The 26,186-nt window shown below is 61.6% G+C and carries 15 protein-coding genes; 6 read left to right on the top strand and 9 right to left on the bottom strand.

Going from position 1 to position 26,186, the window contains the following annotated elements; all coding sequences use genetic code 11:
* Positions 1-11 precede the first annotated feature (11 nt).
* On the bottom strand, positions 12-1,430 hold the full coding sequence (locus ACP7EW_RS10610) for an amino acid permease (protein ID WP_038846010.1): 1,419 nt from the start codon (positions 1,428-1,430) through the stop codon (positions 12-14).
* Positions 1,431-1,865: 435 nt separating this feature from the next.
* On the opposite strand from ACP7EW_RS10610, the gene ACP7EW_RS10605 reads away from it, so the two are divergent.
* Both ACP7EW_RS10605 and ACP7EW_RS10600 read left to right on the top strand, forming a co-directional pair.
* Positions 1,866-6,728 carry a hypothetical protein gene (locus ACP7EW_RS10605; RefSeq protein ID WP_426216917.1) on the top strand — a complete coding sequence of 1,621 codons (4,863 nt, stop codon included), beginning with the start codon at positions 1,866-1,868 and terminating at the stop codon, positions 6,726-6,728.
* Between the two features lie 71 nt (positions 6,729-6,799).
* Positions 6,800-9,919 carry a transglycosylase domain-containing protein gene (locus tag ACP7EW_RS10600; protein WP_426216915.1) on the top strand — a complete coding sequence of 1,040 codons (3,120 nt, stop codon included), beginning with the start codon at positions 6,800-6,802 and terminating at the stop codon, positions 9,917-9,919.
* Here ACP7EW_RS10600 and ACP7EW_RS10595 read toward each other — a convergent pair.
* A complete protein-coding gene (locus ACP7EW_RS10595) occupies positions 9,881-14,323 on the bottom strand; it encodes a hypothetical protein (RefSeq protein ID WP_426216913.1) in 4,443 nt (1,480 codons plus the stop codon). The genes ACP7EW_RS10600 and ACP7EW_RS10595 overlap by 39 nt on opposite strands.
* Positions 14,324-14,516: 193 nt before the next feature.
* Between ACP7EW_RS10595 and ACP7EW_RS10590 the strand changes: the two genes are divergently transcribed.
* Positions 14,517-15,464, top strand: coding sequence for a tyrosinase family protein (locus ACP7EW_RS10590; protein WP_426216911.1), 948 nt, complete (start codon positions 14,517-14,519; stop codon positions 15,462-15,464).
* A 165-nt stretch (positions 15,465-15,629) separates the two neighbouring features.
* Here ACP7EW_RS10590 and ACP7EW_RS10585 read toward each other — a convergent pair whose 3' ends face one another.
* From ACP7EW_RS10585 to ACP7EW_RS10565, 5 genes are all read right to left on the bottom strand, one after another.
* The gene (locus tag ACP7EW_RS10585; RefSeq protein ID WP_426216909.1) at positions 15,630-16,112 is read right to left on the bottom strand and encodes a CS1 type fimbrial major subunit; all 483 of its coding nucleotides are present in this window, start codon (positions 16,110-16,112) and stop codon (positions 15,630-15,632) included.
* A gap of 4 nt (positions 16,113-16,116) precedes the next feature.
* Positions 16,117-16,857: a molecular chaperone gene (locus tag ACP7EW_RS10580; protein ID WP_426216907.1), complete on the bottom strand. Its 741-nt coding sequence runs from the start codon at positions 16,855-16,857 to the stop codon at positions 16,117-16,119.
* A 25-nt stretch (positions 16,858-16,882) separates the two neighbouring features.
* Positions 16,883-18,112, bottom strand: coding sequence for a hypothetical protein (locus ACP7EW_RS10575; RefSeq protein ID WP_426216905.1), 1,230 nt, complete (start codon positions 18,110-18,112; stop codon positions 16,883-16,885).
* Positions 18,113-18,134: 22 nt separating this feature from the next.
* Positions 18,135-20,657: a CS1-pili formation C-terminal domain-containing protein gene (locus ACP7EW_RS10570; protein ID WP_426216903.1), complete on the bottom strand. Its 2,523-nt coding sequence runs from the start codon at positions 20,655-20,657 to the stop codon at positions 18,135-18,137.
* Positions 20,658-20,786: 129 nt separating this feature from the next.
* On the bottom strand, positions 20,787-21,275 hold the full coding sequence (locus ACP7EW_RS10565) for a CS1 type fimbrial major subunit (protein ID WP_426216902.1): 489 nt from the start codon (positions 21,273-21,275) through the stop codon (positions 20,787-20,789).
* A gap of 478 nt (positions 21,276-21,753) precedes the next feature.
* Here ACP7EW_RS10565 and ACP7EW_RS10560 point away from each other — a divergent pair, with 478 nt between their 5' ends.
* Positions 21,754-22,275: a PadR family transcriptional regulator gene (locus ACP7EW_RS10560; RefSeq protein ID WP_426216901.1), complete on the top strand. Its 522-nt coding sequence runs from the start codon at positions 21,754-21,756 to the stop codon at positions 22,273-22,275.
* On the top strand, positions 22,272-23,039 hold the full coding sequence (locus ACP7EW_RS10555) for a siderophore-interacting protein (RefSeq protein WP_426216899.1): 768 nt from the start codon (positions 22,272-22,274) through the stop codon (positions 23,037-23,039). The genes ACP7EW_RS10560 and ACP7EW_RS10555 overlap by 4 nt, the downstream gene beginning before the upstream one ends.
* Here the strand turns inward: ACP7EW_RS10555 and ACP7EW_RS10550 are convergent, their stop codons facing one another.
* Together ACP7EW_RS10550 and ACP7EW_RS10545 are read right to left on the bottom strand one after the other, a co-directional pair.
* Complete coding sequence (locus ACP7EW_RS10550; protein WP_426216897.1) at positions 23,040-23,663, bottom strand: Pr6Pr family membrane protein; 624 nt, start codon at positions 23,661-23,663, stop codon at positions 23,040-23,042.
* A 4-nt stretch (positions 23,664-23,667) separates the two neighbouring features.
* Entirely contained in the window at positions 23,668-23,901 is a 234-nt protein-coding gene (locus ACP7EW_RS10545) for a VF530 family DNA-binding protein (RefSeq protein ID WP_016977534.1), read from the bottom strand.
* A gap of 141 nt (positions 23,902-24,042) precedes the next feature.
* On the opposite strand from ACP7EW_RS10545, the gene ACP7EW_RS10540 reads away from it, so the two are divergent.
* Positions 24,043-26,061 (top strand): TonB-dependent receptor, encoded by a 2,019-nt coding sequence (locus ACP7EW_RS10540; protein WP_426216894.1) that lies wholly within the window; start codon positions 24,043-24,045, stop codon positions 26,059-26,061.
* Positions 26,062-26,186 lie beyond the last annotated feature (125 nt).

Genomic DNA, 26,186 nt, shown 5'->3' with positions numbered 1-26,186 from the left:
CCTTCCAGGCATCAGGCCGAACGCGCCGAAGGCGAGGCCAGGTTGGTCGGTTGCAGCTTGAAGGCGTAGAACAATACCGTCAGCAATACCAGGAACGCCGGGCCCACATACAGCGCCACGCGGGTATCCGGGAAGTACGCCATCAGGCCCACCACCAGCACCAGAAATGCCAGGGCCAGGTACGAACTGACCGGGTACAGCCACATGCGGTACTTGAGCCCCGCCTGTTCGGCCGGGCTCAGGCCTTTGCGGAATTTGAGCTGGGCCAGCAGGATCATCAGCCAGGTCCAGATCGCGCCGAAGGTGGCGATGGACGTCACCCAGACAAACACCTGATCCGGCACCAGATAGTTGAGCAACACGCCCAGCAGCAACGCGAAGATCGACAACAGCAGCGCCTTGCGCGGCACGCCGTTGCTGGAGGTGGTGCCGAAGGTGGCCGGAGCCTGGCCGTTCTGTGCCAGGCTGTAAAGCATGCGCCCGGTGCTGAAGATGCCGCCGTTGCACGACGACAGCGCCGCAGTGATCACCACGAAGTTGATGATGCCGGCGGCGGTCTTGATGCCCAGGCGCTCGAAGGTCATCACGAACGGGCTGCCCTGGGTGCCGATTTCATTCCACGGGTAGATCGACAGGATCACGAACAACGCACCGACGTAGAACAACAGGATGCGCCAGAACACCGAGCCGATCGCACTGGGGATGGTCTTCTGCGGGTTGCGCGCTTCACCGGCGGTGAGGCCGATCATCTCGACGCCCAGGTAGGCGAACATCACCATTTGCAACGACATCAGCACGCCCTGCACACCATTGGGCATAAAGCCGCCGTGAGCCCACAGGTTGGAAATACCCAACGCCACGCCGTCATTGCCAAAGCCGAACGCGATGATGCCGACGCCACCGATAACCATGGCAATGATCGTGACGATCTTGATCAGCGCGAACCAGAATTCGAATTCACCGAAGGCTTTCACCGCGATCAGGTTGATGGTGCCCATGCTGATCAACGCCGCCAGGGCCCAGATCCAGCGAGGCGTGTCGGGGAACCACACGCCCATGTACACCGCCACGGCGGTGATCTCCGCCACGCAGGTCACCAGCCACAGGAACCAATAGTTCCAGCCAGTGAGAAAACCCGCCAACGGGCCGAGGTAATCCTGGGCATAACGGCTGAACGAACCGGCGACGGGGTTATGCACCGCCATCTCGCCAAGGGCGCGCATGATCACCAGGATCGCCAGGCCGCCGATGATGTACGACAGCATGATCGCCGGACCGGCCATCTCGATGGCCTTGGCCGAGCCGAGGAACAGGCCGACACCGATACAGGCACCGAGGGCCATGAGGCGAATGTGCCGTTCGCCGAGTTCGCGTTTGAGCGGGCCGCCTTGAGCGGTCTCGCCATGGGGCAGTGGGTTGCCGACTGGCATAGGGGTACAACCTCATTTTGTTATTGGATTGTCCGTTGAGTTTCAAGGGAACAAGCCGGTGAGCCTGCGCCCTTGCCGAAACCGGAGCCGCCTCATGGGCGGGCCCTTCTTGCCAGGCAAGATCAGCGGGCATGCAGTATAAAAAGCTCTACATAGGTTCTTTCACCATAAAATCCATTCTATTTAGTGAAAGCAGCTGCTAAAAGCACAAACAACAGGAGCATATACCCTATGTTCATGCCAATAAACAGCTAGCGAATCGTTGGGAGGTGTTGCATGGCAGCAGCGCTGGCCGCTTCCTCTATCGCGCCCTGGGCAGCTCTATCTCAAGCCGTTCAATCAACGTTGAGTTTCCCCATGGATAAATCGGAAAGCTCGCGATGAAGGTCACGCACCCAACGGGCAGGCTGGTGTTTTTCCAGCAGGACGCTACGAATGGAGACCCTTCAACGCCAACAGGCCGACCGCGAGCTGATCAACGGCCTGATCGATCATCTTGCCAGCGACGCCCCTGAGGCGACGCTGCACATCCCGGCGCACAGCTCGGTGGACAGCTGGCTGCAGCGCTACCGCAAGGCGCATGACGCCCCCTGGCGCAAACAGCAGCTGGTTTGGATCATCGACCCCGACGCCCAAGGCCTACCGACCCTGAGCCCTGGGCAGATCCTGCGTTTCTACGGCTACCCACAACCGCGCACGCCAGCCGAACGGGGCGTACTGTTGGATGCCTTGCGTACACACCAGGGTTTCGCCGATACGCCCGGGACCCCAACACTGCACAGCGCTTTCGAGCAGCTTCACCAAGACACGCAAACCCTGGCGCGTGAACTGCGCGCACTGGTCAGCCATCATGATTTGGCCGATGACCCCTTCAACTTACTCGCCTTGTACCGAACGCGATGCCGGCTGACGTCGAATTCGTTCTGGGCCCGAGCCATGGGCCAAGCTGCCACCCTGTTGCAAGCCCTGATCGAACATCCACGCTTTATTGCCCTGGCACCCGCGAGTGACGTTTACACCTTTGATCCCACCGCAGGCACCCTCAGCGGCACGTCAGTCGAGATCAGCCATGCACAGCTCTTGGCGCTCCCGCCGCAAGCCCGGTTTGACGAGCTCATGGCCGTCGCCGGGCGCCTGCAAACCTTCATTCATCAGGACGGCCGCTTCAGCCTGGCGCAGCTGCTCCACCTGCATCAACTGCCACTGCCCGCCAGCCGCGAGGATGCCTGGGATGTGATCGAGCAACTGCAACAGGCTGAACCGCTGGCGGTGCCGCCCGCCTGCGACTTCGCCAACTCCGACGTAGCATTGTTGCACTACGACCAGCCCCTCGCTGCCCACGCTAAACCGCGCTGGGGCAATTACTGGGAAACCCTGGGGTTGCCCAAGCCGAGCGCGCTGACGCTCTCGGCGCAGCAACGCACCGCAGTCAGGGAGGTGGTCGCGGCTTTTCTGCCCGACTCAATCAATGGGCTGCTGACCACGTTGTTGGGCCCCTTGGAACCTTCTGAACCTGATGAAAGCCTGCATCAATTACTCAACAGCCCACGCGCGCAGGCACTGGCGGACCGCCTGATCCGCGCGGTCGGCTGGTACGGCCAGGGGCCCGATGAACCGACCAACCGCGCCAGCCGTGACGCGCTGGTACTGGGCGCACTGATACTCAGCCTGGACCCCCACGCCGGCGAAGTTCGCTATCGCGTGGCCGGGCTCGACCTCAATCACAGCGACTTCTGGGGGCGCGATTACGTCGAGCTGCGTCAAACGGTCGAATTACACCTGATCGACCGGGGTGTCGCCACCGCGCGCACTACGGCCCTTGCCGCCCACCTGCTACTGGCAGGTGTAGCGCCCGAATGCGTGGTGCGCGACATTCCAGCCTCGTTGTACTTCATGAGTTCCTACGCCTGGATGATCTTCAAGCAAGGCGTTCTACAGGCCGAGGCGCTGGCCAGTGGCGCAGTGCGACACATGACATTTATCGAGGTCATGACCCTGGCGACCCAGGAGGCCGCCGCCGATGAACAGCTGTGGTACGAACACTGCGCCACCACCAGCCTGATTGATTGGGGCGTTGCCCGGAATCTGCTGCACCCTGTGCCCGAAGGTCTGGCCTATTCGCTCGCCGCCATCGAGGCGTTGAAACAGCAACTGGCACCGCGCATGCAAGCCCTCAGGTCCGCCAGCCAACAATTGACCACTGCGCTGGTGACGCGTCGCGCCATGGCCCTGGCCGATTTGCAACGCGTCTTTCCCAAGCACCCCTTGCTGGAAAAACAATGCCTGCAATGGGTCAAGGGCGTCGGCAAAGCCCCGCCGTTTCGGCACGCCCACCCTTCCCCCCAAAGCCTGGTGGACCTGCACATCAGCGGAGACCTGGCGCCGATCCGCCCAGAATGGCACTCGACCGACCGACAACTTGATCTCGCGCGGCTCAAACCCGGTTTCAAATACCTGAACAACATCAGTGCCCAGTTCAACCACGCCGCCGACGCCTACATGACACGCCTTAAAAGCGCCTATACCCACGCCATACAGTACCTGTTGTCGCAACTGCCCCTGGCTGACAGGCAACTGCTGCTGCACGGCGAACTGCAACTGTGGGTGCTTCGCCAGCCGGCCAAGGTGCCTCTGGACCAGGAGTCAGTCGTGGATAAAATGGCGCGCACCGGGCGTTACGGGATCCTGCTGCGCTGCGAGCAGCGTCCGGTGGTGACGTATTACGAACTGTTCCCCCTGCTCAACCAAGTGCGCAAGAACCCACGCCTGCCCATCACGCTGCAAGCAGGCGGGCAGCCGTTTTCCTTTAGTACCGGCAGCGCCAACAGTACCCGTCCGCACAATCAGTTGTTTATCGGTAGCCGCTTGGCCATTGACTGGACCGCATACGCCACCGGCGCCCCTCCAAAGGCAGAGCAATGGGCTACGGTGATCACCGACCGGTTGAACCTTGATATTCCCCAGGCCAGCGACGCACCTTTTGATTTCGATGCGCCCCGCAGCCAGGCAATCGCCCAGGCGATCACCCGCCACCACTTGTTTCTCGATATTGATGCGCTGCTCGTGCAGGCACGAGGATCCAACATCCTTGAGGATCAACAACGCATCAACGATGCCCTGGTGGGCCACTTACTGAACCTGATCCCATTTTGGTCATGCGTTAGAGGCCTGACCTCGGGAGATACCCGCCAAGCCATCGAGGGCGCATGGAGCTGTTTTTTCGATGTGCTGGGGGTGTTTGCCCCGACTCAAGTGTTTGCCTCGCGCACCCTCTCCACCTTGAGCAAGACCTTGCCGGCGAGCCGTAAGCTGCTGCAACTGGCATCACTCAGTGCCCGCTATGTGAATGCAACGTTCAATCCACTCGACGGTTTGCCATCGTTGCTGCGTCTCGGTATCCACGGCTGGGTTAGGCTGAACAAAGCCGGGCACCACTTGATGGACACTGCACTGGGGCACGCGCGGCAACGCTTGGCCAAGGGCAGTGGCCTGGACTACAGCCGCCTGCTCGAACGGGCCGATGTGGACAACGCGCGCCTGTTTCATGCCGAGACGGTAACCCACCTGCCGGTCATCCATCGTCCCGCAGCCTGGTATGGCTTCGACCCTTTCAGCAGCCGGCCCTATGGCCCGCCACTGGGTGACCTGCGCCTGGATTCGGCGCTGGTCACCCACCCGATGCGCAGCGTCGACGGCTTTCAGGCCCGTGTGGTGAAGCGCCTGTTTGAAACGCCGCCGTTGATCATCCCCCGTGCCGACGCCATCGACCTTCTTGATCATCACCGGCTCTGGCGCCTCGACCCACGCAACCCGGCGCAGTTGAACGACATCACCGGCGCCGCCTATATCCGCCTCAGCGATGCCCTTGAGAGCACCTGCCCGCTCGGCCGGGCAAAACGCAGCCCGGTGCCCATTGTCTGCTTCAGCAAAAAACTCTATCCCTTCCTGGGCTCCATCCATAAACGCCGGGTCCAGGCCCTGGACCATATCCGACTGATTCCAGGGCCGGTCATCGGGGGCGCCAACCGCCGGCTGGTGTTGCACCGCCGGGTATACGAGGTCGTCGTGACGCTGAACGACTTCGAACTTCGACCGCTGCGGCCCCGCACGCCATTGAGGTACAAGCAACAGGTCAGCGCCCAACGGATAGACAATGAACCTCAGTTCGGCCTGCCTGGAGACGAGCTGGATAACCTGCTGAACCGCCAGACCCAGGTCGTGCGCCTCGCCGGCATTCACGACGCGATAGAAGACAGCCGCACCCTACGCGCGGCGGCCATCACGTTGCCAAACAACCCGATCGGCACACAGTGGGTCGTCGAAGCCGACACCGGCCTGTTTTATGCGACCGCTGCCGCACCCACAGGACCGTTACACCTCCAGCAATTGGATTACAGCCTGGGCGGTGACGACAGCGCACTGATCCAGGCTTTCTGCGATTGGCGCAACCAGTACTTGAAAGCGGGAGGATTGATCCCGGACCAGCCGCTGGTCGCCCTGCCCACCCTGGAAACCCTTTATCGCCAACTGACACGCCGCGGTTTCGATGCCGAGCGCCTGGCTCGGCTACGCACCCAGGCCAGCCGGCTGAGCGTACTCAAACAACGGGAGTTATTGCTGAACGCCTCCGACCAGGGACGGCGCCTGGACATCCAAGTGGTCAACCAACCGCTCCAACTGGACATCTGGCCACCCCGCCCGAATGTGCCCGGTGGCGCCAACGCCCAACAGATCAATCGCTATTTGGCGGAACGGGCTAGAGAGAGCACTTTGGCCGTGGTGGAAAAAACCGGCGTTGGCTCAGCCAACACCCTCGGCATGGGCGCCGCCGAAATCCAGCGTTGGCGGGTAGCCGAGCCCGTCGTGATGTGGGAGTACAACAAAATGGGCCATCCCAATTACACCGAAGTCATCCTCAAGACAGGCGCAGGCAATTGCGACCAAATGGCCCACATCGCCTGCCAGATGATCCGCACAAACGGCGGTACCGCGCGTGTCTGGGGCACACGGCCGGCTGGGCATGCGTTTGTCGTGGTGGGCACACCACCGCCAGGCTTGGTACAAACCATCAACTTCGGTGAAGTCGGGTGGGACGACGTGTGGATCTGCGACCCGTGGTCGACGGTCACCAGCGCCGCGGCTGACTACATCCACGCACTGAATATCAAAATGATCGAATGGGACCTGCTGGATATCTCGGTGTTTTTCAACGATGCCGGGGCTTATCGATGGGCGCGAGCCAATGATCCGGCCTGGCTCGCACGCCTGACCCTCAGCGATAAACTGCCAATACCTTAAAACGCCAGGATCGCCGCCATCGACTAAGCTTGCAGCAAGTCCGATCAATCTGCGTGCAGGATCAATCGACTATGGGCGCACTGTGGCAAACCGAATCGAGCAAGGCTGCGAAAGTACAAGGCAGTTCGGACCCAGCGCCGTCACCCGAAAACAAACCCCGGCCCCGTTACGCCCGCCGCCTGTTCTGGCTCATTGTGCTGATGGGCCTGATTGCCCTGGGGTTTGCAGCCGCCAAAGAAATGCGCACCTCACGCCTGCAGGCCCAGGAACTCAGCCGCCTGGCCCGCGACCTGACCTATCAGGTCAAACCCGGCCCCAGTGACGCCATTGCCTACCCCGGCACCGGCCCATTCGACCGCCGCCTGGGCTACAGCGACCTCGATAGTTTCCTGCCGCGCTTGCTCAAGCGCGGGTATGTGATCGAGGCCCAGGCACGTTTCTCGCCTGAATTGATGGACTACAGCGCCAAGGGATTTTTTGTGCCCTATGCGGAAAAAATCCAGGCGGGATTGTCGATCACCGATTGCCGTGCAGTGCCGTTGTATCAGTACAACTACCCGCAACAGCTGTACGCCAGCTTCGCCGCGATCCCGCCGTTGGTGACCCACAGCCTGTTGTTTATCGAAAACCGCGACCTGCTCGATCCCGCCCAACCCCAGGCCAACCCTGCCGTGGACTGGCCGCGGTTTGCCAAGGCGGCGTGGTCGCAAGTGGCCAAGCTGTTACACCTGCCGGGCCAGAGTGCCGGCGGCAGTACCCTGGCGACCCAGTTGGAAAAATACCGCCATTCGCCGGATGGCTTGACCCTGTCGGGCGGCGAGAAACTGCGGCAGATGTTTTCCGCCGCCGTGCGCGCCTATCACGATGGGCCGCAGACCCTGCCTGCACGGCAGAATATCCTGCGCGACTACCTCAACAGCGTGCCGCTGTCCGCCGTGCCCGGCCATGGAGAAGTGCATGGCATGGCCGAAGGTTTACGGGTGTGGTACGGCGCCGATTTCAACCAGGTCAACCAGGCGCTGACCGGGCCGGTCAACGCGGCGCAAGGCTTGGCGTTGCGCCAGGTGCTGTCGCTGATCATCGCCCAGCGTCGACCGTCGCATTACCTGGCCAGAGGCCGCGAAGAACTCGCCCAACTCACCGATAGCCACCTGCGCCTGCTGGCCCAGAATGGCGTGATCGAACCGGCGTTGTTGCAGGCCGCACTGGCGAGCCAGGTCACTTATCGCGACTGGGCGCAACAGCCCACGATCCAGCCGATCGAAACCAACAAGGGCATCAGCGTCGCACGCAGCCGCCTCGCCGCGCTGCTCGACCGCCCGCTGTATGACCTGGACCGCCTGGACCTGTCCGCGACCTCCACCCTGCAAGCCGAACTGCAAAGCCAGGCCACCGACTACCTCAAGCACCTTGCCGACCCTGAATACGCGCGCCAGGTCGGCCTGCTCGGTGAGCGCCTGCTCACCCCTGCCAGCACCGCGCAAGTGCGCTACAGCTTCACCCTGTTCGAACTGACGCCGGACGGCTCGCGCGTGCGTGTGCAGACCGACAACACCGACCAACCCTTTGACATCAACGAAGGCAGCAAACTGGAACTGGGTTCCACGGCAAAGCTGCGTGTGCTCACGACTTACCTGCAAATCATCAGCGAACTGCACGACAAGTACGCGGCAAAGGCACCCGCCGAACTGAAGAGAGTCGCCGTGGACGACCAGGACCGCTTGAGCCGCTGGGCCCTCGACTACCTGCTCCAGGCACCGGACAAATCCCTGGCAAAAATGCTCGATGCGGCCCTCGACCGCACGTATTCAGCCAACCCCGGCGAACGCTTTTTCACCGGCGGCGGCCTGCACACCTTCCACAACTTTCGCAGCCAGGACAACGGCCGCAAACCGACCTTGCGCGACGCCCTGCGCGAGTCGATCAACCTGCCGTTCATTCGCCTGATGCGCGATGTGGTGCGCTATGTCACCTACTCCGGTGAAAACAACAGCGCCGAACTGCTCAAGGACGATAGCGACCCGCGCCGCCAGGAATACCTCGCCGGGTTTGCCGACCGTGAAGGCACAACCTTCCTGCGCAAGTTCTGGAAGAAGTACCAGAAAAAAGACACCCAGGCGCGCCTGGAAACCTTCCTCGACAGCCTGCGCCCCACGCCGATCCGCCTGGCTGCCGTACACCGTTATTTGCTGCCGAATGCCAGCCAGGCGAGCTTCAACCTGTTCGTGCGCGCCCACATGACCGGCGTAAAAACCACGGTCAAGCTCACCGATGAACGCCTGGAAAAACTCTACAAGGATTACGGCCCCGGCACCTACGACCTGCCCGACCAAGGCTATATCGCCAAGGTGCACCCGCTGGACCTGTGGCTGCTGGGTTACCTGCTCAACCATCCTGAAGCGACCTTTACCGACGCGGTCAAGGCCAGCCAGTTCGAACGCCAGGAGGTTTACAGCTGGCTGTTCAAGAGCCGCCATCAAAGCGCACGGGACAGCCGCATCCGCACCATGCTGGAGATCGAGGCGTTCCTCGATATTCACCAGCGCTGGCGAGACGTGGGCTACCCCTTCGACCACCTGGTGCCGTCGCTCGCCACCGCCATCGGCAGCTCCGGCGACCGCCCTGCCGCGTTGGCGGAGCTGATGGGGATCATCCTCAATGACGGCGTGCGGCCCCGCGTGTTGCGCATCGACAGCCTGCACTTCGCCGCCGATACTCCCTACGAAACCCGCATGGTCAACGACCCGGCACCGGGCAAGCGGGTGATGCCGGTCGAGGTGGCCCAGGCCTTGCGCGGCGCGCTGTCCCAGGTGGTGGATGCCGGCACCGCCAAACGCGTCGCCGGCAGTTTCAAACTGGCCGACGGCACGCCCCTGGCCATGGGCGGCAAGACCGGCACTGGTGACAATCGTATCGAGGCGATTGGGGCGGGTGGGCGGATTCTCAGCTCGAAATCCATCAACCGCACCGCGACCTTTGTGTTCTACCTAGGCGAGCACCACTTCGGCACGTTGACCGCGTTTGTACCCGGCCAGTCCGCCGAACACTTCACCTTTACCTCGGCGTTGCCGGTACAGGTGCTCAAGGGCATGGCGTCGATCCTGCTGCCGTACTTGCAGCCTGGCGAGCACACGCAATGCGTGCCCGGCCCATTAGTCGACGCTGAAAAACACCCGCCGCGCCAGGGGTAGTCCAATGGCCGAGCGATGAATCTCCAGCGCCCTGCCTCCCGCAGACTCGGCACGCGCCTGGGCTTTTCGCCCCAGACGGTTCTGTTCGGGGGTTTTCAGATGGCCGGCACTGAAATGGTCGTCCAGCGCCTGAGCTCGCGCGTAATGGAAGTGGGCATAGGCCAACACTTTTGGGGGCTGCACAGCGTCCACTCGGTACACCTGCAAGTAATCCACAGGCGGCCCCTTGAGCATGACCCGTGGCCCCTCCCGCACAATGCGGACTTGATTGTGCTGATGCAGAAACACCAGGCCGTCCAGGGTCAACACGTTGTCGCACGTGGCGCGAATCCGCACAGCCAGCCCTGCCTCGTTCAGCCGCGTCACCGCCTTGCGCAGACCCGCTTCGGCCGTGCGGGCATTGGCTTGCTGCACCGCTGCCAAACGAGGCGTGCCCTCGCGGTTCAATTTGTCGCGGATTCTGTTGGCCAGCCAAAGGTGTCGACGCGCTTCGGCTTCGAGCAGGTCTTGCAGGGAGGCCAGGTCATTGGCGCGGGCGGCTAATTTGTCGACGTTGGCGATGGTGCTTTCGACCTCCTGCAACAGCGTGCCGGCGCTCTTCAACAGGCTGCCCAATTCGGGGTCGGGACGTGGCACCCGCGTTGGCGGCGCCTCTTCCCAGACGCCGTCATCAGCCTCGTTGAAGGTGCCGATCACACTCCCACTGGCATCCGTCAGCTGTGCCGCGGTGCTGTTCTGCGACTCCGTACGGGCCACCAGCAGATCACGGTTGCGCATACGAATGATCTTCTTGTTGCGCTGAACAGGAGCGGGCTTGGGCTTGGGCACGTCAGGTGACACAGGCCGCAGTAATGCCGTCAGGTCACGTTCCACCTGCACATGCAGCGTGGTGAGCAGTTGCTGAAGTTTTCCAAGATAATCCAGCTCGAACTTTTCCGGTTCCATCGCGCGCCAGAATTCGATCTGGTCATCAGTCTGGGCGAAGACGTGGTCGATGCTGTCGAGCAGCTCAATCCGTTCGGCATCGCTCGCCTGCACCTGCGCCAACTCTGCCAGCGAACGGCTGGCCCAACGTGCGCGCACGATGGTTTCGGACATGCGCTCAAACAGATTGTCCTCAAACACAGGCCCCGGCACGTCGATGGCCAGCCCCCACAAGGTACTCAATTGCAGGGACTGCAGGTCCAGCAAAGAGGGCCGTACTGGCGTTTCGGCGATCAGCGCAGCCGCCTTATCGCGTCCAAACCGAGGTACCTGCTGCAGCGCGTTCAGGTAGCGGTCTTCCTGGCTGCGCCAGTGAATCGCCTGATCATAACTGGCCGCCAGCGTGCGCATGCCCTGGTTCAGCGCGGCATGGGCCTGGGCGTCGCCGCCTTCGTCGGAACGTTTGAGCAACGGGACTACCCGAGCGTTGGCCTGTCGCACCTCGGTGCTCATCTGGATGTCGATCAATTGCAGGGTGAGCACGATGGACTCCAACAGTTGACTCAGCTCCGCTTCATAACGTGGTCGTGGTGCCAGCTCGCGCAAGCGCCGCAGCATGCCCAACTCGGCTATGGATTGCCGGGCCTTGTCCTCCAGCGCCTTGCGGTAGCGGGCCTGAGCCTGATTGCGTTGCTGTTCGTCGCCCGTTTCCTGGAGGTGCTGCAATAGATTGCGTGCAATTTCCATGGCGCGTTGCAACCGCGTACGTTCAACAACGGCTTGCTGGTACTGGGCTTCCAGCTGTTGGCGGTCAACCGGTGTGGCGTGCACTGGGTCGGCGCCGCCGCTCAAGCGCAGTTGCAGATCGAGATCCCAGCTTGCGCCACCTTCGGCTTTAAGCCACGGCCCCTGGCGGCTGCCATCGGCGCTGATGATCCGCACCCGCCCCTGTTCTATGCGCACGCGAAAAAGCTGACCCCGTACCAGCGCCTGCCACTGTTGCTGAACCCGCAGCAAGCCTTGCCAAGCGCCACTTTGCTGAGCGCCCGGCAGCGTCTTGGGCCAAGGTTTTTGGAACGTGCGCAGGCTCAATGCGTCCAGGCGAGTTTGCATAGGCTGTGTCAGCACATCACGGGCATTGGCCCAGGCGGCAGGGGCGACAAATCGCGCGGGCGTCGGAATCCGCCTGAACGGCACGCTGGGGGGGTCATCCTTGGGTTCGAATACCGCGTGCTCGAGGTCCAGATGCTGCTGCACATCATGGGGCGTGGCCTGGTGCGCGATGATCACCATCAGGTTCACCAGTACATCCAGCATCGCCGCACTGCGAGTTTGTGGATCGCTGCTTTGCAACCCGGCGATGTCTTTCCCTGCACTGTCCATCACCTGCACCAGCCAACCGACGAGCATCAGCGGGCCGCTCAACAGGGGTTGCAGCGTGCCGAACAGCAGCCAGCCGATGCGCTTGATACTGGCCCAGCGTTGCTCGGCATTCGACACCGACTGACGGTCGGCCAGTGCCACCAACGCCTGGGCAGTGGCGGTAAACAGCTGCCAGGCCGGGTCGCCGCTGGAGACGGTTTTGCTCAACTGGGCGGGTGCAGGTGTGTCATAACGGCTGAACTCGTCGCCCGGCAGAAAGTGCCGTACATGCGGCTCGCGAAAACCACCATTGGCGTATATCGCCTGGCGCCGAGGTTCTATCCAGGTCAACACGCTCTCCTGCACCGCGCCCGGTTGTTTGATCGCTTCGAACAGGGCGTCGAGCGTGGCAAATTCCAGTAACGGCGGCTCGAACAATGGCCGGTACAGCAAGTGGCAGCCGCCGGCACCTTGTTGCGGGCCAACGATGAACACATTCGCCACCGTGTCCGCCATCGACCGAGCCGTGGCCTTGAATGCCAACGGCCACAACGCCATGCCTTGACGTGCCGCGGCTGTGGCTTGCAGTGCCGCGCGCAGCCGGCGAAAGCCTTCGTGGGTAAGGCCATGCTCGCCTTTGATCTGCCACTCCAACGCTTGCATCGGCAGCTGAATGCGCAGTTGCTGGCCGAAACGCTGGCGACGGCGGGCCGCTTCGGCCAGGTCATCGATCAGGTGTTTTTTCAGCAAGGCCGGGTAGGTCTGGCCGACGTCGATGCGCGTCACACAAGCCTTGAGCTTGTCATAACTCAAGCCGGCCGGGCTGATGGCCTTGGCGGTGTAGGGAAACCCGGCCAGGTTTTCCAGGGCCAACTGCGTCAGGCTCACCTCGACACGCTCGACCTCGCCCGCTACGAAGCCGCCGGGCACCGGTACTGCGGCGGCGATCACGCGCTCGAAGGTCAGGGTGATGTCGTCCGGTTTGAGGTGGGCCGCCTTGGGTTCATTGCGCAGGCAGGTTTGCAGCTGCTCGCTGGCGTACCCTTTCAGGGTGGGGATAGCGTCCAGAAAATGCGCTGTGCCGTGCTGCTGGCGGTCGAGTATCAAGGCCTGCAGCAACTGCGCATAGGCGATGCTCGCGTCAGCATCGGCATGCAGCAGCCACAGCGGCAACTTGTCTTGCAGGTCGTGCTGGCGATCACTCAGCGGGCGCACAAACCAACGCTGGCTGTCGGTGATCATGCCCAACTGCGTTTGATAGTCCTCCAGCAGGCGTGGCACCTGGGAGTTGAGGCTGGCAATGTCGTGCAATTGGCGCTGCAAATAACTGGCGGCCAAGGCATCAAAGGGATCGCCCTGGACCTCGGCGGTAAACCACGCCCCCCTCTGGCCGGTGTAAGCCGGCAACAACGCTTGCAACGCATCGAGGTCAGCCAGCGCCTGCACGCCGCTGGCCGGGCTGAACAGCCAATAGCTCGTTTGGGACGGTTGACTGAACAACAACAGCGGCAACATCTGCGCCCGCTGCTGCAGATGCACGGTTTGCACACGCAGCGTCGGGCTGCGGGCACTCCACAGGCGATCGGGTCGACGTGCGTGCAGTTGTGCCCTGGGGAATGTCGCGTCAAAGCGTTGCCGGGCCATGCCCGGTGGGGGGGAGGAATCGAAAAGCAACTCCAACAGCTCGTCCGATAGATAGCCCCAGCGCGTCATCTCCACCGGCAGCGCTTCACGCCACCAGGCTTGCAGGCGCTGACCATAGAGCGTCAGCAGCGTGGCTCCGCAATGATTGATCAACGACTCAATCTCGGCAAGGCTCGGACCGACCGACACGTAGCTCTCGCGCACACGCTGGAACACCTGATGATACTGCTCCACCAGCAGCGTCGGACGTGCGGCGGCCAGGCGCTGCAATACCCAGTCAGGCAGTGATCGATAAGGCCCGCTGGGTGCCGCGACAACCAGGTGGTCAGCAGCATAGTGACGCCCGGCGAAATGCAGGTCCAGGTAGGCCTGGACACTGTCGTTAGCGACGTCGTTCAGGGCCGGAGGATCACTAAACAGCGCCAGCACCTCCTGGATACGAAGGTGTCGCAAGGACGTAGCGGAAACGGTCATCAACTCAGTTCTCGGTGACATTCAAACCGCCACCCTAACGCTGTCGCCTCCCTACCCCGCACTACACAATTACCTCACCGCAAGCTTACCGATGCTGGCGTGGAACTCCCACACACAGCAGCAACTTGGCCGATGGCGCTCCCCCGCCCGGGTTTCTAGATTGAGTCCACATCCCTCCTATCAGAGACCCTCCATGGATATCCGGATCAACCATCGCAATATGACTCGCGAGCAAAAAACCACGTTAGTCGAAGCCGTGCTGCGCTTGAAAAACGACACCGCCAGTGTGCTGCGCCCCGGTCAGCAAAACCGTTACGACGACTTTGTACAGGTGCACAAAAACGCCATGGGCGGCGCCGACCAGTTCCAGCCCATGCCGCACCGCAGTCCCTTGTTTTTCCCCTGGCATCGGGTGTTCCTGCGCCAGTTCGAACGCGCCCTGCAAACGGCGGCCAATGACACCAGCATCACCCTGCCATTCTGGGACTGGACGTTGAACGGTCCTAACGATCCCTTCACCCCGACCTTTCTCGGTGGCAATGGCGACCGTGAGCAGAACTTTCGCGTGGTCACCGGCCCCTTCGCGGCACAGGCTGGTCAGTTCCAGGTCAGGGTATGGGACGAGGATGCAGGCGACCCCGGTTTGCGCCGTGATTTTGGCAACGAAGCCGGCGCGCACCTGCCCGATAACGAACAGGTCACCGCCGCCCTGTCCAAAACCCCTTACGCCAGCGGCCCCGATACCTGGCTGAATTTCTGCGAAGGCATGCTGCACGACCCGGTGCATCGCTGGGTGGGCGGCAATATGGGGTTCAACAGTTCGCCGAATGACCCGGTGTTCTTCCTGCATCACTGCTACCTCGACCTGCTGTGGGAACGCTGGAAACGCCAGCACCCGACCATTGAGCCGTACCTGCCGCAAGCCGGCTGGCCGGACCTGGACCTGGAGGCCAGGCTGGTGTTTCACGCCGCGGATAAAACCGCGCCCTGGACCGAGACCTGGACCGTGGGCGACGTGCTGACCACCGAAGCGCTGGACTACACCTACGGGCAGTTCACCGCACTCGCGCCGAACTGCCCGGTGACCCCGCCGCCCTCTGGGCCAACGGTTCAATTGGTTGAAGACGACCTAACTATCTAATCCCTGGTACCTTCCGGCCAGCCATAGGCTGATGGCCTTGACTACAACACAAGGTCATCCGCCAAGCTTAAAGGCCCGCACGATTCACTGATCGAACGCCGTTTGCCCGACTGGCTGGCGACCACCGCCTGAAGGAAGAAAACCTCCCAGCCCATTCGTAGGCCTCTACGGCGCGATCGCATCAAACACCATGTGCACCGTGCCGGAGTAATGGCCCGGACGATAATCGTCAGCCGGCTTGATCGCGGCGATTTCGAGGCCGACGCGCTTGCCCGGCCGCGCGTCGGCGGTGGACACCACTTCGGATTGCGCCAGCCCCAGCACCACCTCATTGAACGTCACGCGCAGGTCGACGCGATCCGTGCCGTTGAACAGGTAAGCCTCCTGGTCCAGCCGCGCGCCGATCGCGCCGCCGACGTTCTTCACATCGAACGGTGCGCGCAACGTGGCCAGTTGCGAACTCACCGGGTTGTAGGCCAGCTTTTGCTCGCGCTGCACCAGTTGCGGGTCCACGGGCAGTACGTAGAAGTCGGCGGTGGGAATAGTCACCGAGACCTCGAATGTCTCGCGCTCGACGGCGGCTTCCAACCGGGATATCGACAAGCCCAGCACCATCACCAGAACGACCAGCGCAATTATTCTGTACATGGCTTCACCCCTTGACCTCGATTTTGCGGGTTGCCTCGCCTTCGACCAGGCTGAAGCGGTATTCGCGGCCCGGTTGCTTGTCGAACCCGTATGAGCGCCCGGCGCGGATGTGATGGCGAATGGTCGGCCGGCAGTCTTGCGGCGACGCGGCGGCGCAGTCCTTGAATTCATCGACCACCACCACGCTGTTGCCGTCGTTGCGCAGGGTGTAGCGCTTGCCGTCGTCCTGCAGTTGGGTGTTGAACTGAGTGTGCTTCGGTCGCACGAAAAATACCGTGCCGTAACCGGCCAGCACGCGAACGCCGGCCGCGAGGCTTTCCTTATATTCAGCACGTTCGTCTGCGGTGACGGCAAAGTCATCCTCAGCCTGGGGCACCACCGGCACAAAACGTACGCGGAAATAACGCTCTTTATCGCGGTTGCCCATGAACAGCAGCCGTGTGCCCTGGGTGCCGTTGGCCGGCACGATCAGCCGGGCCGGGCTGGCCATCAAGCCATCGCGGGCGGTGGCGCCGGCCTGGTTTTGCAGGGGCACTTCGCGGTAGCTGCCGTCTTCGTCGTAAATCATCTCGAGGATATTGACCTTGACGAAGGCAGTGGACGTGCCGCCGTTGAACACCCGTTTCATGTAAGTACTTTTATCGCCGGCGAGGTAGTCGTACACCACCCCCACATTGATCTGCGGGCCGGCCAGGGCGCCGAGGGAACACAGCGACAAGGCGCACAGCATCAACAAACGTTTCATTCACTCAACCTCATGTAAAAGCGCTTCAAACTTGTGAATCCCAGACCACGGTGACGGTGCCGGAGAAGGTGCTGCCGGGGTGGTCGAGCATCTGCTCGACAGCGTCGGCCTTGATTTCGAAATGCAGGGTGCTGGGTTTGCGGTCAACGTAGTGCGTGGGCTGGAACAGCTCCGTGCCGCTGCCATCGAGCCGCAACGGCAGGCGGTTGACCGGGCGCCCTGCGGCGTCGCTCATGCCATTGGGCAGCGTCACCGCAATGTCCAACGGCACCTGCACGCCCGCGGCATTGCGCACGCTGCAGGTGTTGCCCAGGGGCTCGGGGCATTCGAGGGTCATCTTGAAGGCCGAACTGGTCCACAGGTTGATGTTCTGGTCGCGGAACAGCCGGCTGGGTTTTCGCCCGTTCTGCAGCCAGGCCTGCCAACCGCCCTGGGGTTCGAGCAGGATACGGTTGCCACCGGGGGGGATTTCGACTTTGAGGATATGGTCGACGTCCAGCACGAAGTCGATTACGGCCAGGTTCTCTTTAGGCAGTACGTTGTCGCCAAAATCGAAGTCCATGCCAGGGCCGACGGTGTACATATGGCTGCCGCGATACGTCCCCGTAGGCATGGCCAATGGGTTGGGGGTACGCAGCTCGTAGGCGAATTCGAGGTGGGCGTAATCGAACTGCGTCAGGTCGAACTTGGCTTGAGTGGCACACGCGCCGGCGTTTTCCGGCACCAGCCAGAAAAACCACACCCAGTAACTGGTGCCGTTGAGGCCACCGGTATGCTGGCAAGGCGGCGGCGCGCTGCTCCAGCGGCCGTAACTCCACAAATGGGTGTAATTGCCACCGCCGGTAATCTGCACAACATCACCATAATGGTCTGCCCGACCGCCAATCCCCGCTATGCGCACTTCCAACTGCGTGGCGTCGCCCTGATCATTGGTAACCGTGACGTTGCGCCAGTCCGAGGGCACCTTCAGATACGCACCCTGGCGCGGGTCAGGATGATTGGCCAGCACCGGCCCGCCAATGGTCTGGCGGGCCGGTCCTATTGGCATAATCAGGCTGAACAACCCACTCGGATCACAGAAGTAGGCGAAATAGGCGCAGTAACCGGCACTGGGCGTCACATTCTTGAAGCGGTTGACCATCGGGTTGGCGGGGTTGGGCCGGAATTCGGCGCGCACCTCCACGTTCCCCGCGTACACCTGCGCCGCCGACAGCGCCAGCAACGCGCCTGCTAAAAACCGAAAAAGCGTATTCACTGAGTGGCTCCAAAACATGTGATCAACCCGCCGCACGTTGGGCGACGGCGATATCCGCCAGGGTGTCCGGCGTGCAACGCAGATCGCCGATCATCAACACATCGCTTTCCTGCCGCGCGGTGCTCGGGTCCAGGCGGAACTGGCACAGCAACTGGTTGGCGTGACGCACTTCCAGGGTGGGCGCGCCGGCGGTCATTTCCATCGAGAAGAAACCATCCACCTCACTCACCGCGCGGCTGGCGTGGTTGATCACCTGGTGGCCCCGCAGCGGCTGGCCGGTTTCATCCACCAGGCGCCCGAGCACGGTCACCGTCTGCATCACGCTGACCTTGCGGTATTCCACGCCGCCTTTGTTCAGGTGGTAGTTGCTGCGTGGCGGCTGAATGTTGGCGGCCGGCGGGTGGTTGCCGTCGAAGTCGAACGCGAGGGTGCTGCTCTTGTAGGCGGTGATCGGCACAAAGTTGCGCCCCGGTCGCAGGCGTGTGCTGCCGCCGGTGAGGTCGTCGGCACGCAGGGTGATGTCGTCGAGGTCGGTCTCGACGTCGACGATCATGCCCGCGCCACCATTTTGTGGCTGGCTGCTGAGCACCACGTTGTTGCCGCCCACCGCCACGGTGCTGCTGAGGTTCAGGCCACCGGACAGGCGACCGTTGAAGGACGACCGCTGTGCGTAGGTGTCACCGTAGAGCGCATCATTCTGAAAGCTGGCGCGACCGGACAAACCTACGCCGTAGGTATCGGCCAGCACCGTGCCGGAGACGCTTTGCAGCAGGTGGTCTTCAAGGGTCTTGGTATAGGTGAGCGAGCCGTTATGGTCGCGGGTACCATCGCGTGCGGTGCGGGTGCCGATACTGGCCGACCACTGCTCGCCCGGTGAACCGAGGGCCACGCTGACACTGAGGTCGACGCCACGGTTGCGGTTGTCACCGGTGCTGGCAGTAGCGGGCCGGTCGAACAGCGACAGGCGCCAGTTGGCATCGCTGCCAAAGAGCGTGCCGCGCTCGGTCCAACCGAGGTCGAGACCGATCCCCTCGATGTTGCCTTGGCTGTAGGACAACCGCGAGTTGATCGAACTCGTGTTGCTCAAGCGATGGTTAAGGGACAACGACGTATTACTGGTCTGGCCGATAAACACGTTGCGCTGACGCACGCGCGTACCGTCCGGCAGCACGTCATAGGTATTGGTGGTGTCGAGCCAGCTGCGGTTGTGGCTGAACACCACGCTGCCGGCGCCATAGCTATACAGGGTTTGCAGGTCCAGGCCGGTGCCGTGGTTTTGGGTCTGGTAGACGTTGGCATACAGGCTGAGGCTGTTGCCCAGGGTCCAGTCGATGGAGGTGCCGTATTGCATGGCTTCGCGCACTTTGCGCGTGGACAGGCCGAGGATCACCCGTGGGTGCGCCAAGTAATTGAGGCCGGCGCCGTAGGTCAGGAAACCGCTGGACTGCTCGTCCCAGTTGCTCAGCAGTTTGCTTTCGCGCCCGACAAAAGTGTTATAGCGCCAGCGCTCGTCGAGGTTGCGCCAGTTGTTGGGTTTGTAGATCAGCTCCTGGGTGGTGGAGGTGGTGAGGCCATCTTCGATCAGGCGCACTTCCACTTCGTAGATACCGCCGGGCAAGGGCCGCGTATCCAGGGTTTGCAGGCCGGCGGCGACCGGCTGCGTATTGATCAGCAGGCCGGCGCGGTAGATCTCCACCGAGGCCTGGCGGCTGGCGGTGACGTACACCGGGTATACGCTGGGCTTGGGATTGTTGATCACCAGGCTGTCGGAGCTGCCATACATCAGCCCCATGGCGGTATCGGGGTTGGCGCCGAACGAGCGGATCTGCCGGGTGAGGCCGTTGGAGCCGGGAGTGAAATAGCCCAGGCGCACGAAGTTGCCTTCGAGTTCGCGCTGGGTGTAGAGCTCGTGCATGGCGTGGTACAGCGTGGTGTCGGTGCCACCGATACGGGACAACTGCAGGTTCATCGCCTGGGTCCAATTGCCGAGGCTGGAGCTGGCGACAAGGCCATAACGACCGCCGACAGCTTCGTTCTCGCCGCCGGTAACGTTCAGTTGGTTATTGACGATCAGGCCAAGACTGCCGGTGTCCGGTTGATCATAAAACTGTTTGATCTGGGCGTTGCGCTCGACGTTCTCGGTGAAAATCGACACCAGTGAGTTTTCCAGGCTGTAGTGCACGGCCAACAGTTGCGACGGGCAACTTTGTTGGCAACTTCCCAGCAGCAAACCTTGTTGCAGAAGTTGCTCCCAAGTTGCACGGGTGGTGGCAGAGACGGAGCTATCGCCGATATCATTGAATTGCAGCAGGGTAATACGATCATCGCGTCCTAATACAATCATGGCTTCGCCCAGAAACTGTTGATCCAGTTCCACGCGCACTGCCAATGGCACATCGAAAAAGTGTTGTTCAAAATCTTCTGGCAGTCCCTTGGACTGCGATAACAAACTGCCGGGCGTGGTGCCGGGGGTCGCTGGCGCGGCCAGCGCACTGGCGCACAGCAAGAGCGCAAGCGCGCCCGCAATTGGCGTCATCGAAAACATGGACGGAATACTCGTCGGTACGGACAGTCGGGACGGTTGAACCAGGCCGGCGTTCGGGGAGGAAGGCGCCGGCCGGTCTTTTCATACCCCCATGGCCAGGGCGGCCTGGGGGTTACACACCCGCCGGAATCAACGTGGTACTGCGTCGAAGATCACGGTGTAGCTGGCGGTGTACAGGCCGTTCTGGGTGTCTGCCGGGCGAGCCGGAGCGATCACCAGGTCAGCCTGGGTACCGGGCGTAGACTGCGGATCATCGACCACTTCCTGCGAGGTGCCCGTCAGAACCACGCCGTTGAAGGTGTTGGTCAGGGCAATGCTGTCCGAACCGTTGTACAGCGCAGCGGCGGTTGGGCCGCCTTCGATGTACGCATTGACCGAACCGTCGGTGTTTTTCACATCGAAGGTTGCCCGCAGGGAACTGAGTTCACCGCTGACAGGGTTGTAGTTCATGGTCTCGTCTTTACCGAAGTTCGGGTCACGAGGCTGGGCGTGGAACTGCTTGGTTGGAATATCGGCCGTGATGCTGATGGACGAACGTGCGTCATCGGCAGCGATGGCGATGGAGGAACTCAGGGCGACCGCAACGAAGGGGACAGCTACGGCGAGTGTCTTGAACATGGTGATTACCTGTCATCTAAAGAGGGGTTCTTAGAAGCAGTTGAAAAACGACATATTTTCCAACTATTTGCATTGCAAGTCAGCGACTTGTTCAACGCCAGGCAAGTATCCAGCTCACGTTCTTTAAAGTAAGCAGGCGAATTCACTAAGTTGCGTAGCCTTGTAACACTACAACTGATAGGAAAGTTATGGCATTTTGCCAAAACTTAAAATATAGCTGTAAGACATAGACTACGCGAGACTAAATGAGAATGCTTTAGTTGCGTGCTTATCCGTAAGAATAGGATTACACCCAATAAAAAACAACCGTATCTATTAGACTTAACCCACTCAACGCTTAACTTGAGTAGTTGCTCTAGCTTATCTCGCCGTCACGCGCGAGCGACCTGAGTGACGGAATGCCGTCCGTCGGACGCTCTTGCCAGCCACTTAAGATATATCTTAAGTTATATCTAGACACACACAGAGGCGCCTACCCATGCGAGACCATCCTCACCAACGCGACGGTTTTGACCCGCGCTCCGGCCGCGGTCGCGGCCCCCGTGTATTTGCACCCGGCGATTTGAAACTGCTGCTGCCGGCACTAATCGCCGAACAGCCTTGCCACGGCTACGACTTGATTCGCCAGATCGAAAGCCTGTTCGACGGCGCGTACACCCCCAGCCCCGGCGTGATCTACCCGACCCTGACTTTCCTGGAAGAAAGCGATTTGATCCAGGGCGACGCCGATGGCGGAAAAAAACGCTACACAATCACCGACGCCGGTCGTCTCTTCTTAAGCGAGCAAGCGGTCGCCCTGGACGGCGTACGCATGCGCATCGATGTAAGCAAGCGTTCACTGCGCGGCCATGACCGCCCACCGGAGATCCACGAGGCGGTGCACAACCTGCGTCATGCCCTGCACTCGCACCACGGGCGCTGGAGCCCGGAAGAAATCGTTCGTGTCGCGGCGCTGCTCAATCGCACCGCTCAAGCCATTGCCGACGGGAAAGACCAATGAATACTCAAGTCATCCATCGCGTTACCCACGAAATCAAACGTCGCCGCCTGCAAGTGCTGCGGGTGGTCGATATCACGCCACGCATGCGTCGCATCACCCTGGGCGGGCCTGAGCTGGCGGGGTTCGTCAGCCTGGGGGCCGACGATCACATCAAGCTGCTGTTCCCACAGAACGCCGCCGAGCAGGCTGCGCTGGAAAGCCCGACCTTCACCATCAAGGGCGACGGCCCGCAGCCGGCCATGCGCGACTACACGCCACGTCGCTTTGACCTGAGCATCGGCGAACTGGATATCGACTTCGTGCTCCACGGCGATGGCCCCGCGTCCACCTGGGCCGAGCAGGTGCAGGTCGGCCAGCACCTGTACATCGGCGGGCCACGGGGCTCGTTGATCGTGCCGGATATCTTCGACAGCTACCTGCTGATCGGCGATGAAACCGCCCTGCCCGCCATCGCGCGGCGCCTGGAAGAATTGTCGGCAGGGCGTAAGGTGCTGGCGGTGGTCGAGATCGCCAACGCGCAAGAAAAGCAGACGCTGCAAAGCGCTGCCGATGTTGAAGTGATCTGGGTGATCCGTGGCCAGGACGACCTGCTCGAAACCGTGCAGAAACTGACGCTGCCGAGTGGCTCGCTATACAGCTTCGTGGCGACCGAAACCAAGTTGTCACGTCGTGTTCGCCGTGTGCTGCTGGACACGCATCAGGTCAATGAGGACTACCTCAAGGCCGTGGGTTACTGGCGCGCCGACGGCAGCGAAGAGGAATGATCAGCGCCGGGGCTTGATCAGCTTATCCAGCCCCACCACCGCCAACGCGATCAGCACAAAGCCCAGCAAAATCCCCCCGGCATTCACAAACACCTGTGGATAGCCGAGGGTGCTCACGTCAATGAACGGGTACTGATACTGCCCGAGCAGATCCCCCCGCAGCAGTGCGTAAGCGAAGTACACCAGCGGGTAAATCACCCAACCGCCGATGTGCTTCAAGCGTAAATCACCCTTGGGCACACACCGCCACCAGAAGATGAAAAACAGCACCGGCATCACGTCGTGCAGCAGCTCATCGGCAATGAACTGGAAGCCCTCGGGCTGCCACAAATGGCGCAGCAGCAGGTTGTACGCCAGACCTACCACCAGGATGCTCACGGCGATGCCGCTGCTGATCACCGGCGCGAGGAAAAACCGCTTCGCGGCGGAATCACGGCTCACCCGCGCATAGCTCAACACCACCACCGCCAGGGTGTTGGTGAGGACGGTGAAGAAGCTGAAAAAGTTGATCAACCCACCCAACAGGCTGGCACCGGATTCCCAGCGCGAATAGAAAATCAGGTATTGCTGGATCGCCAACCCCGCCCAACCGGCCAGCGCCGCTGCAGCCACGAACCGCTTCATCGAATCAATCCAGCGGGCGTTTGGTGCGCATCAGTTTCACGTACAGGCCTTCCACTTTCTCCCGCGCCCAGGGGGTTTTGCGCAGGAACGTCAGGCTCGACTTGATGCTCGGATCGCTCTTGAAACAGCGGACATCAATGCGCTCGGCGAGGCCTTCCCATTCGTAGTGTTCCACCAGAGTGGTGAGGACGTGCTGCAGGGTCACGCCGTGGAGTGGGTCATTGCTTGTCGCGGTCATGCCGGGCCTTTTACAAAAAGTAGAAATACAGCCGCTCACTTTAGCACGAAGAAAAAAGTTCCCGTTCCCAACGAAAAAGAGATGTTATATTGTAACAACAACTTTCAAATCTTTTAGTCGTTTTGCCAAGGAATGTGTCCGATGTCCCTCTCTTCTCTCTGGCGCTTGTCCCCGCTTGCCGCCGCCCTGTTGATCGGCTCCGAAGCCCACGCGCTTGAGCTGCAACCCCAAGTCATCACCGGCAACCCGTTGGGCAGCGAACAGCTCGCCTCGCCCACCACCGTGCTGGAAGGCGATGACCTGACCCTGCAACAAAAAGGCAGCCTCGGCGAGACCCTCAACAAGCAGCCGGGTGTGTCCTCTTCGTACTTTGGCCCAGGCGCCAGCCGGCCGATCATCCGGGGCCAGGACGGCGACCGCATTCGTATTCTGCGCAATGGTGTGGGCGCGCTGGATGCGTCGTCGCTGTCCTACGACCACGCAGTGCCGCTGGACCCGGTCAACGTCGACCGCATTGAAATCGTGCGCGGCCCAGCCGCGTTGTTGTACGGCGGCAGCGCCATCGGCGGTGTGGTCAACACCTTCGACAACCGTATCCCTACCGAAGCCATTGAAGGCATCCACGGTGCCGGTGAACTGCGCTACGGCGGCGCCGACACCACCCGCAGCAGCGCGGGCAGGCTGGAAGCCGGTAACGGCACCTTCGCCCTGCACCTGGATGCCAATGCGCGGGAATTCAACGACCTGAAAATCCCCGGCCAGGCCCGCAGCCGTCACGCCCCGGAAAGCGACGACGCACCGGGCAAAAACGGCCGCCTGGGTAACAGCGACGGGCGCCAGGACGGCGGTGCCGTGGGCGGTTCCTACACCTGGGACGACGGTTATGCCGGTTTGTCCTACAGCAATTACGACGCGAACTACGGCTCCCCGGCCGAGCAGGACGTGCGCATCCGCATGAAGCAGGATCACTACGCGTTCGCGTCAGAGATCCGCAACCTGCAAGGCCCGTTTACCTCGGTGAAACTCGACGCGGGTTACACCGATTACGAACACCGCGAAATCGAAGGCGGCGAGACCGGCACGATCTTCAAGAACAAAGGCTACGAAGCCCGCGTTGAAGCCCGTCACCAGCCGATTGGCCCGCTCGATGGCGTGGTCGGTGCCCAAGTCACCCGCAATGAATTCTCGGCCCTTGGTGAAGAAGCCTTCGTACCGCAGACCGACACCACGGCCGGCGCGCTGTTCATCCTCGAAGAAATGCAAGCCACCGAACGCCTGAAACTCAGCCTCGGCGGCCGCCTGGAACACACCAGCGTCGACCCGGACGCCAAGGGCAACGCACGCTTTGCCGGTGCCGACAAATCCAACGATTTCACCGCCGGCAGCCTGTCTTCCGGTGCGGTCTACACCCTCACGCCGGTCTGGTCCCTGGCCGCGACTCTGGGTTACACCGAACGCGCACCGACCTTCTACGAGCTGTACGCCAACGGCGCCCACGTCGCCACCGGCACCTACGAGCTGGGCGATGCCAACCTGAAGAAAGAAAAAGCCGTGTCCAGCGACCTGGCACTGCGCTTTGACAATGGTACTCACAAGGGCAGCTTCGGCGTGTTCTACAGCCGCTTCTCCAACTACATAGGCCTGCTGGGCAGCGGTCGCACGCTGAACGATGAAGGTGAAGAAGACGCAGGCGGCATCCCTGAGTACAAATACTCCGGCGTGCGTGCACGTTTCGCCGGCTTCGAAGCCCAGGATCACTGGAAACTTGGCGAAAGCGCCTACGGTAAGTTCGCGCTGGAGTTGTCGGGCGACTACACCCGCGCCACCAACCTGGACACCGGCGAAGCGTTGCCGCGTATTGCACCGCTGCGCTTGAACAGCGGTTTGCTGTGGGAACTGGACCGCTGGCAGGCGCGCATTGACGTGGAACATGCAGCGGGCCAAGGCCGAGTGCCGGACAACGAGAGTGGCACCGATGGCTACACCACGTTGGGGGCGAGCGCGGGTTATCACTTCAACATGGGTGGCAGTCAGTGGTTGGCGTTCGTGAACGGTGAAAACCTGACCAACCAGACTGTGCGGTATGCCAGCTCGATCTTGCGCGACATTGCACCGGCGCCGGGTAGAAGTGTGCAGTTCGGCGTTCGAACCACCTTCTAAAAACACCGCAATTCTAACCTGTAGGAGCCGGCTTGCCGGCGATGGCGTCCTTGAAACCCCCCAACCCCGCCAACCCGCAACAGCAGGTTTTGCAGGGCCCCATTCAGCGAAGTTATGTCACAGGT

The organism is Pseudomonas sp. DWRC2-2 (genome assembly GCF_049897885.1).
Classification (GTDB): domain Bacteria; phylum Pseudomonadota; class Gammaproteobacteria; order Pseudomonadales; family Pseudomonadaceae; genus Aquipseudomonas; species Aquipseudomonas azotoformans_A.
This window is presented reverse-complemented; position numbering and strand designations above follow the sequence as displayed.

Bases quoted from the DNA above. Each gene is read 5' to 3' on its own strand.
- ACP7EW_RS10610 (WP_038846010.1), bottom strand. From the start codon at position 1,430: ATGCCAGTCGGCAACCCACTGCCCCATGGCGAGACCGCTCAAGGCGGC.
- ACP7EW_RS10605 (WP_426216917.1), top strand. From the start codon at position 1,866: ATGGAGACCCTTCAACGCCAACAGGCCGACCGCGAGCTGATCAACGGC.
- ACP7EW_RS10600 (WP_426216915.1), top strand. From the start codon at position 6,800: ATGGGCGCACTGTGGCAAACCGAATCGAGCAAGGCTGCGAAAGTACAA.
- ACP7EW_RS10595 (WP_426216913.1), bottom strand. From the start codon at position 14,323: ATGACCGTTTCCGCTACGTCCTTGCGACACCTTCGTATCCAGGAGGTG.
- ACP7EW_RS10590 (WP_426216911.1), top strand. From the start codon at position 14,517: ATGGATATCCGGATCAACCATCGCAATATGACTCGCGAGCAAAAAACC.
- ACP7EW_RS10585 (WP_426216909.1), bottom strand. From the start codon at position 16,112: ATGTACAGAATAATTGCGCTGGTCGTTCTGGTGATGGTGCTGGGCTTG.
- ACP7EW_RS10580 (WP_426216907.1), bottom strand. From the start codon at position 16,857: ATGAAACGTTTGTTGATGCTGTGCGCCTTGTCGCTGTGTTCCCTCGGC.
- ACP7EW_RS10570 (WP_426216903.1), bottom strand. From the start codon at position 20,657: ATGTTTTCGATGACGCCAATTGCGGGCGCGCTTGCGCTCTTGCTGTGC.
- ACP7EW_RS10565 (WP_426216902.1), bottom strand. From the start codon at position 21,275: ATGTTCAAGACACTCGCCGTAGCTGTCCCCTTCGTTGCGGTCGCCCTG.
- ACP7EW_RS10560 (WP_426216901.1), top strand. From the start codon at position 21,754: ATGCGAGACCATCCTCACCAACGCGACGGTTTTGACCCGCGCTCCGGC.
- ACP7EW_RS10555 (WP_426216899.1), top strand. From the start codon at position 22,272: ATGAATACTCAAGTCATCCATCGCGTTACCCACGAAATCAAACGTCGC.
- ACP7EW_RS10550 (WP_426216897.1), bottom strand. From the start codon at position 23,663: ATGAAGCGGTTCGTGGCTGCAGCGGCGCTGGCCGGTTGGGCGGGGTTG.
- ACP7EW_RS10545 (WP_016977534.1), bottom strand. From the start codon at position 23,901: ATGACCGCGACAAGCAATGACCCACTCCACGGCGTGACCCTGCAGCAC.
- ACP7EW_RS10540 (WP_426216894.1), top strand. From the start codon at position 24,043: ATGTCCCTCTCTTCTCTCTGGCGCTTGTCCCCGCTTGCCGCCGCCCTG.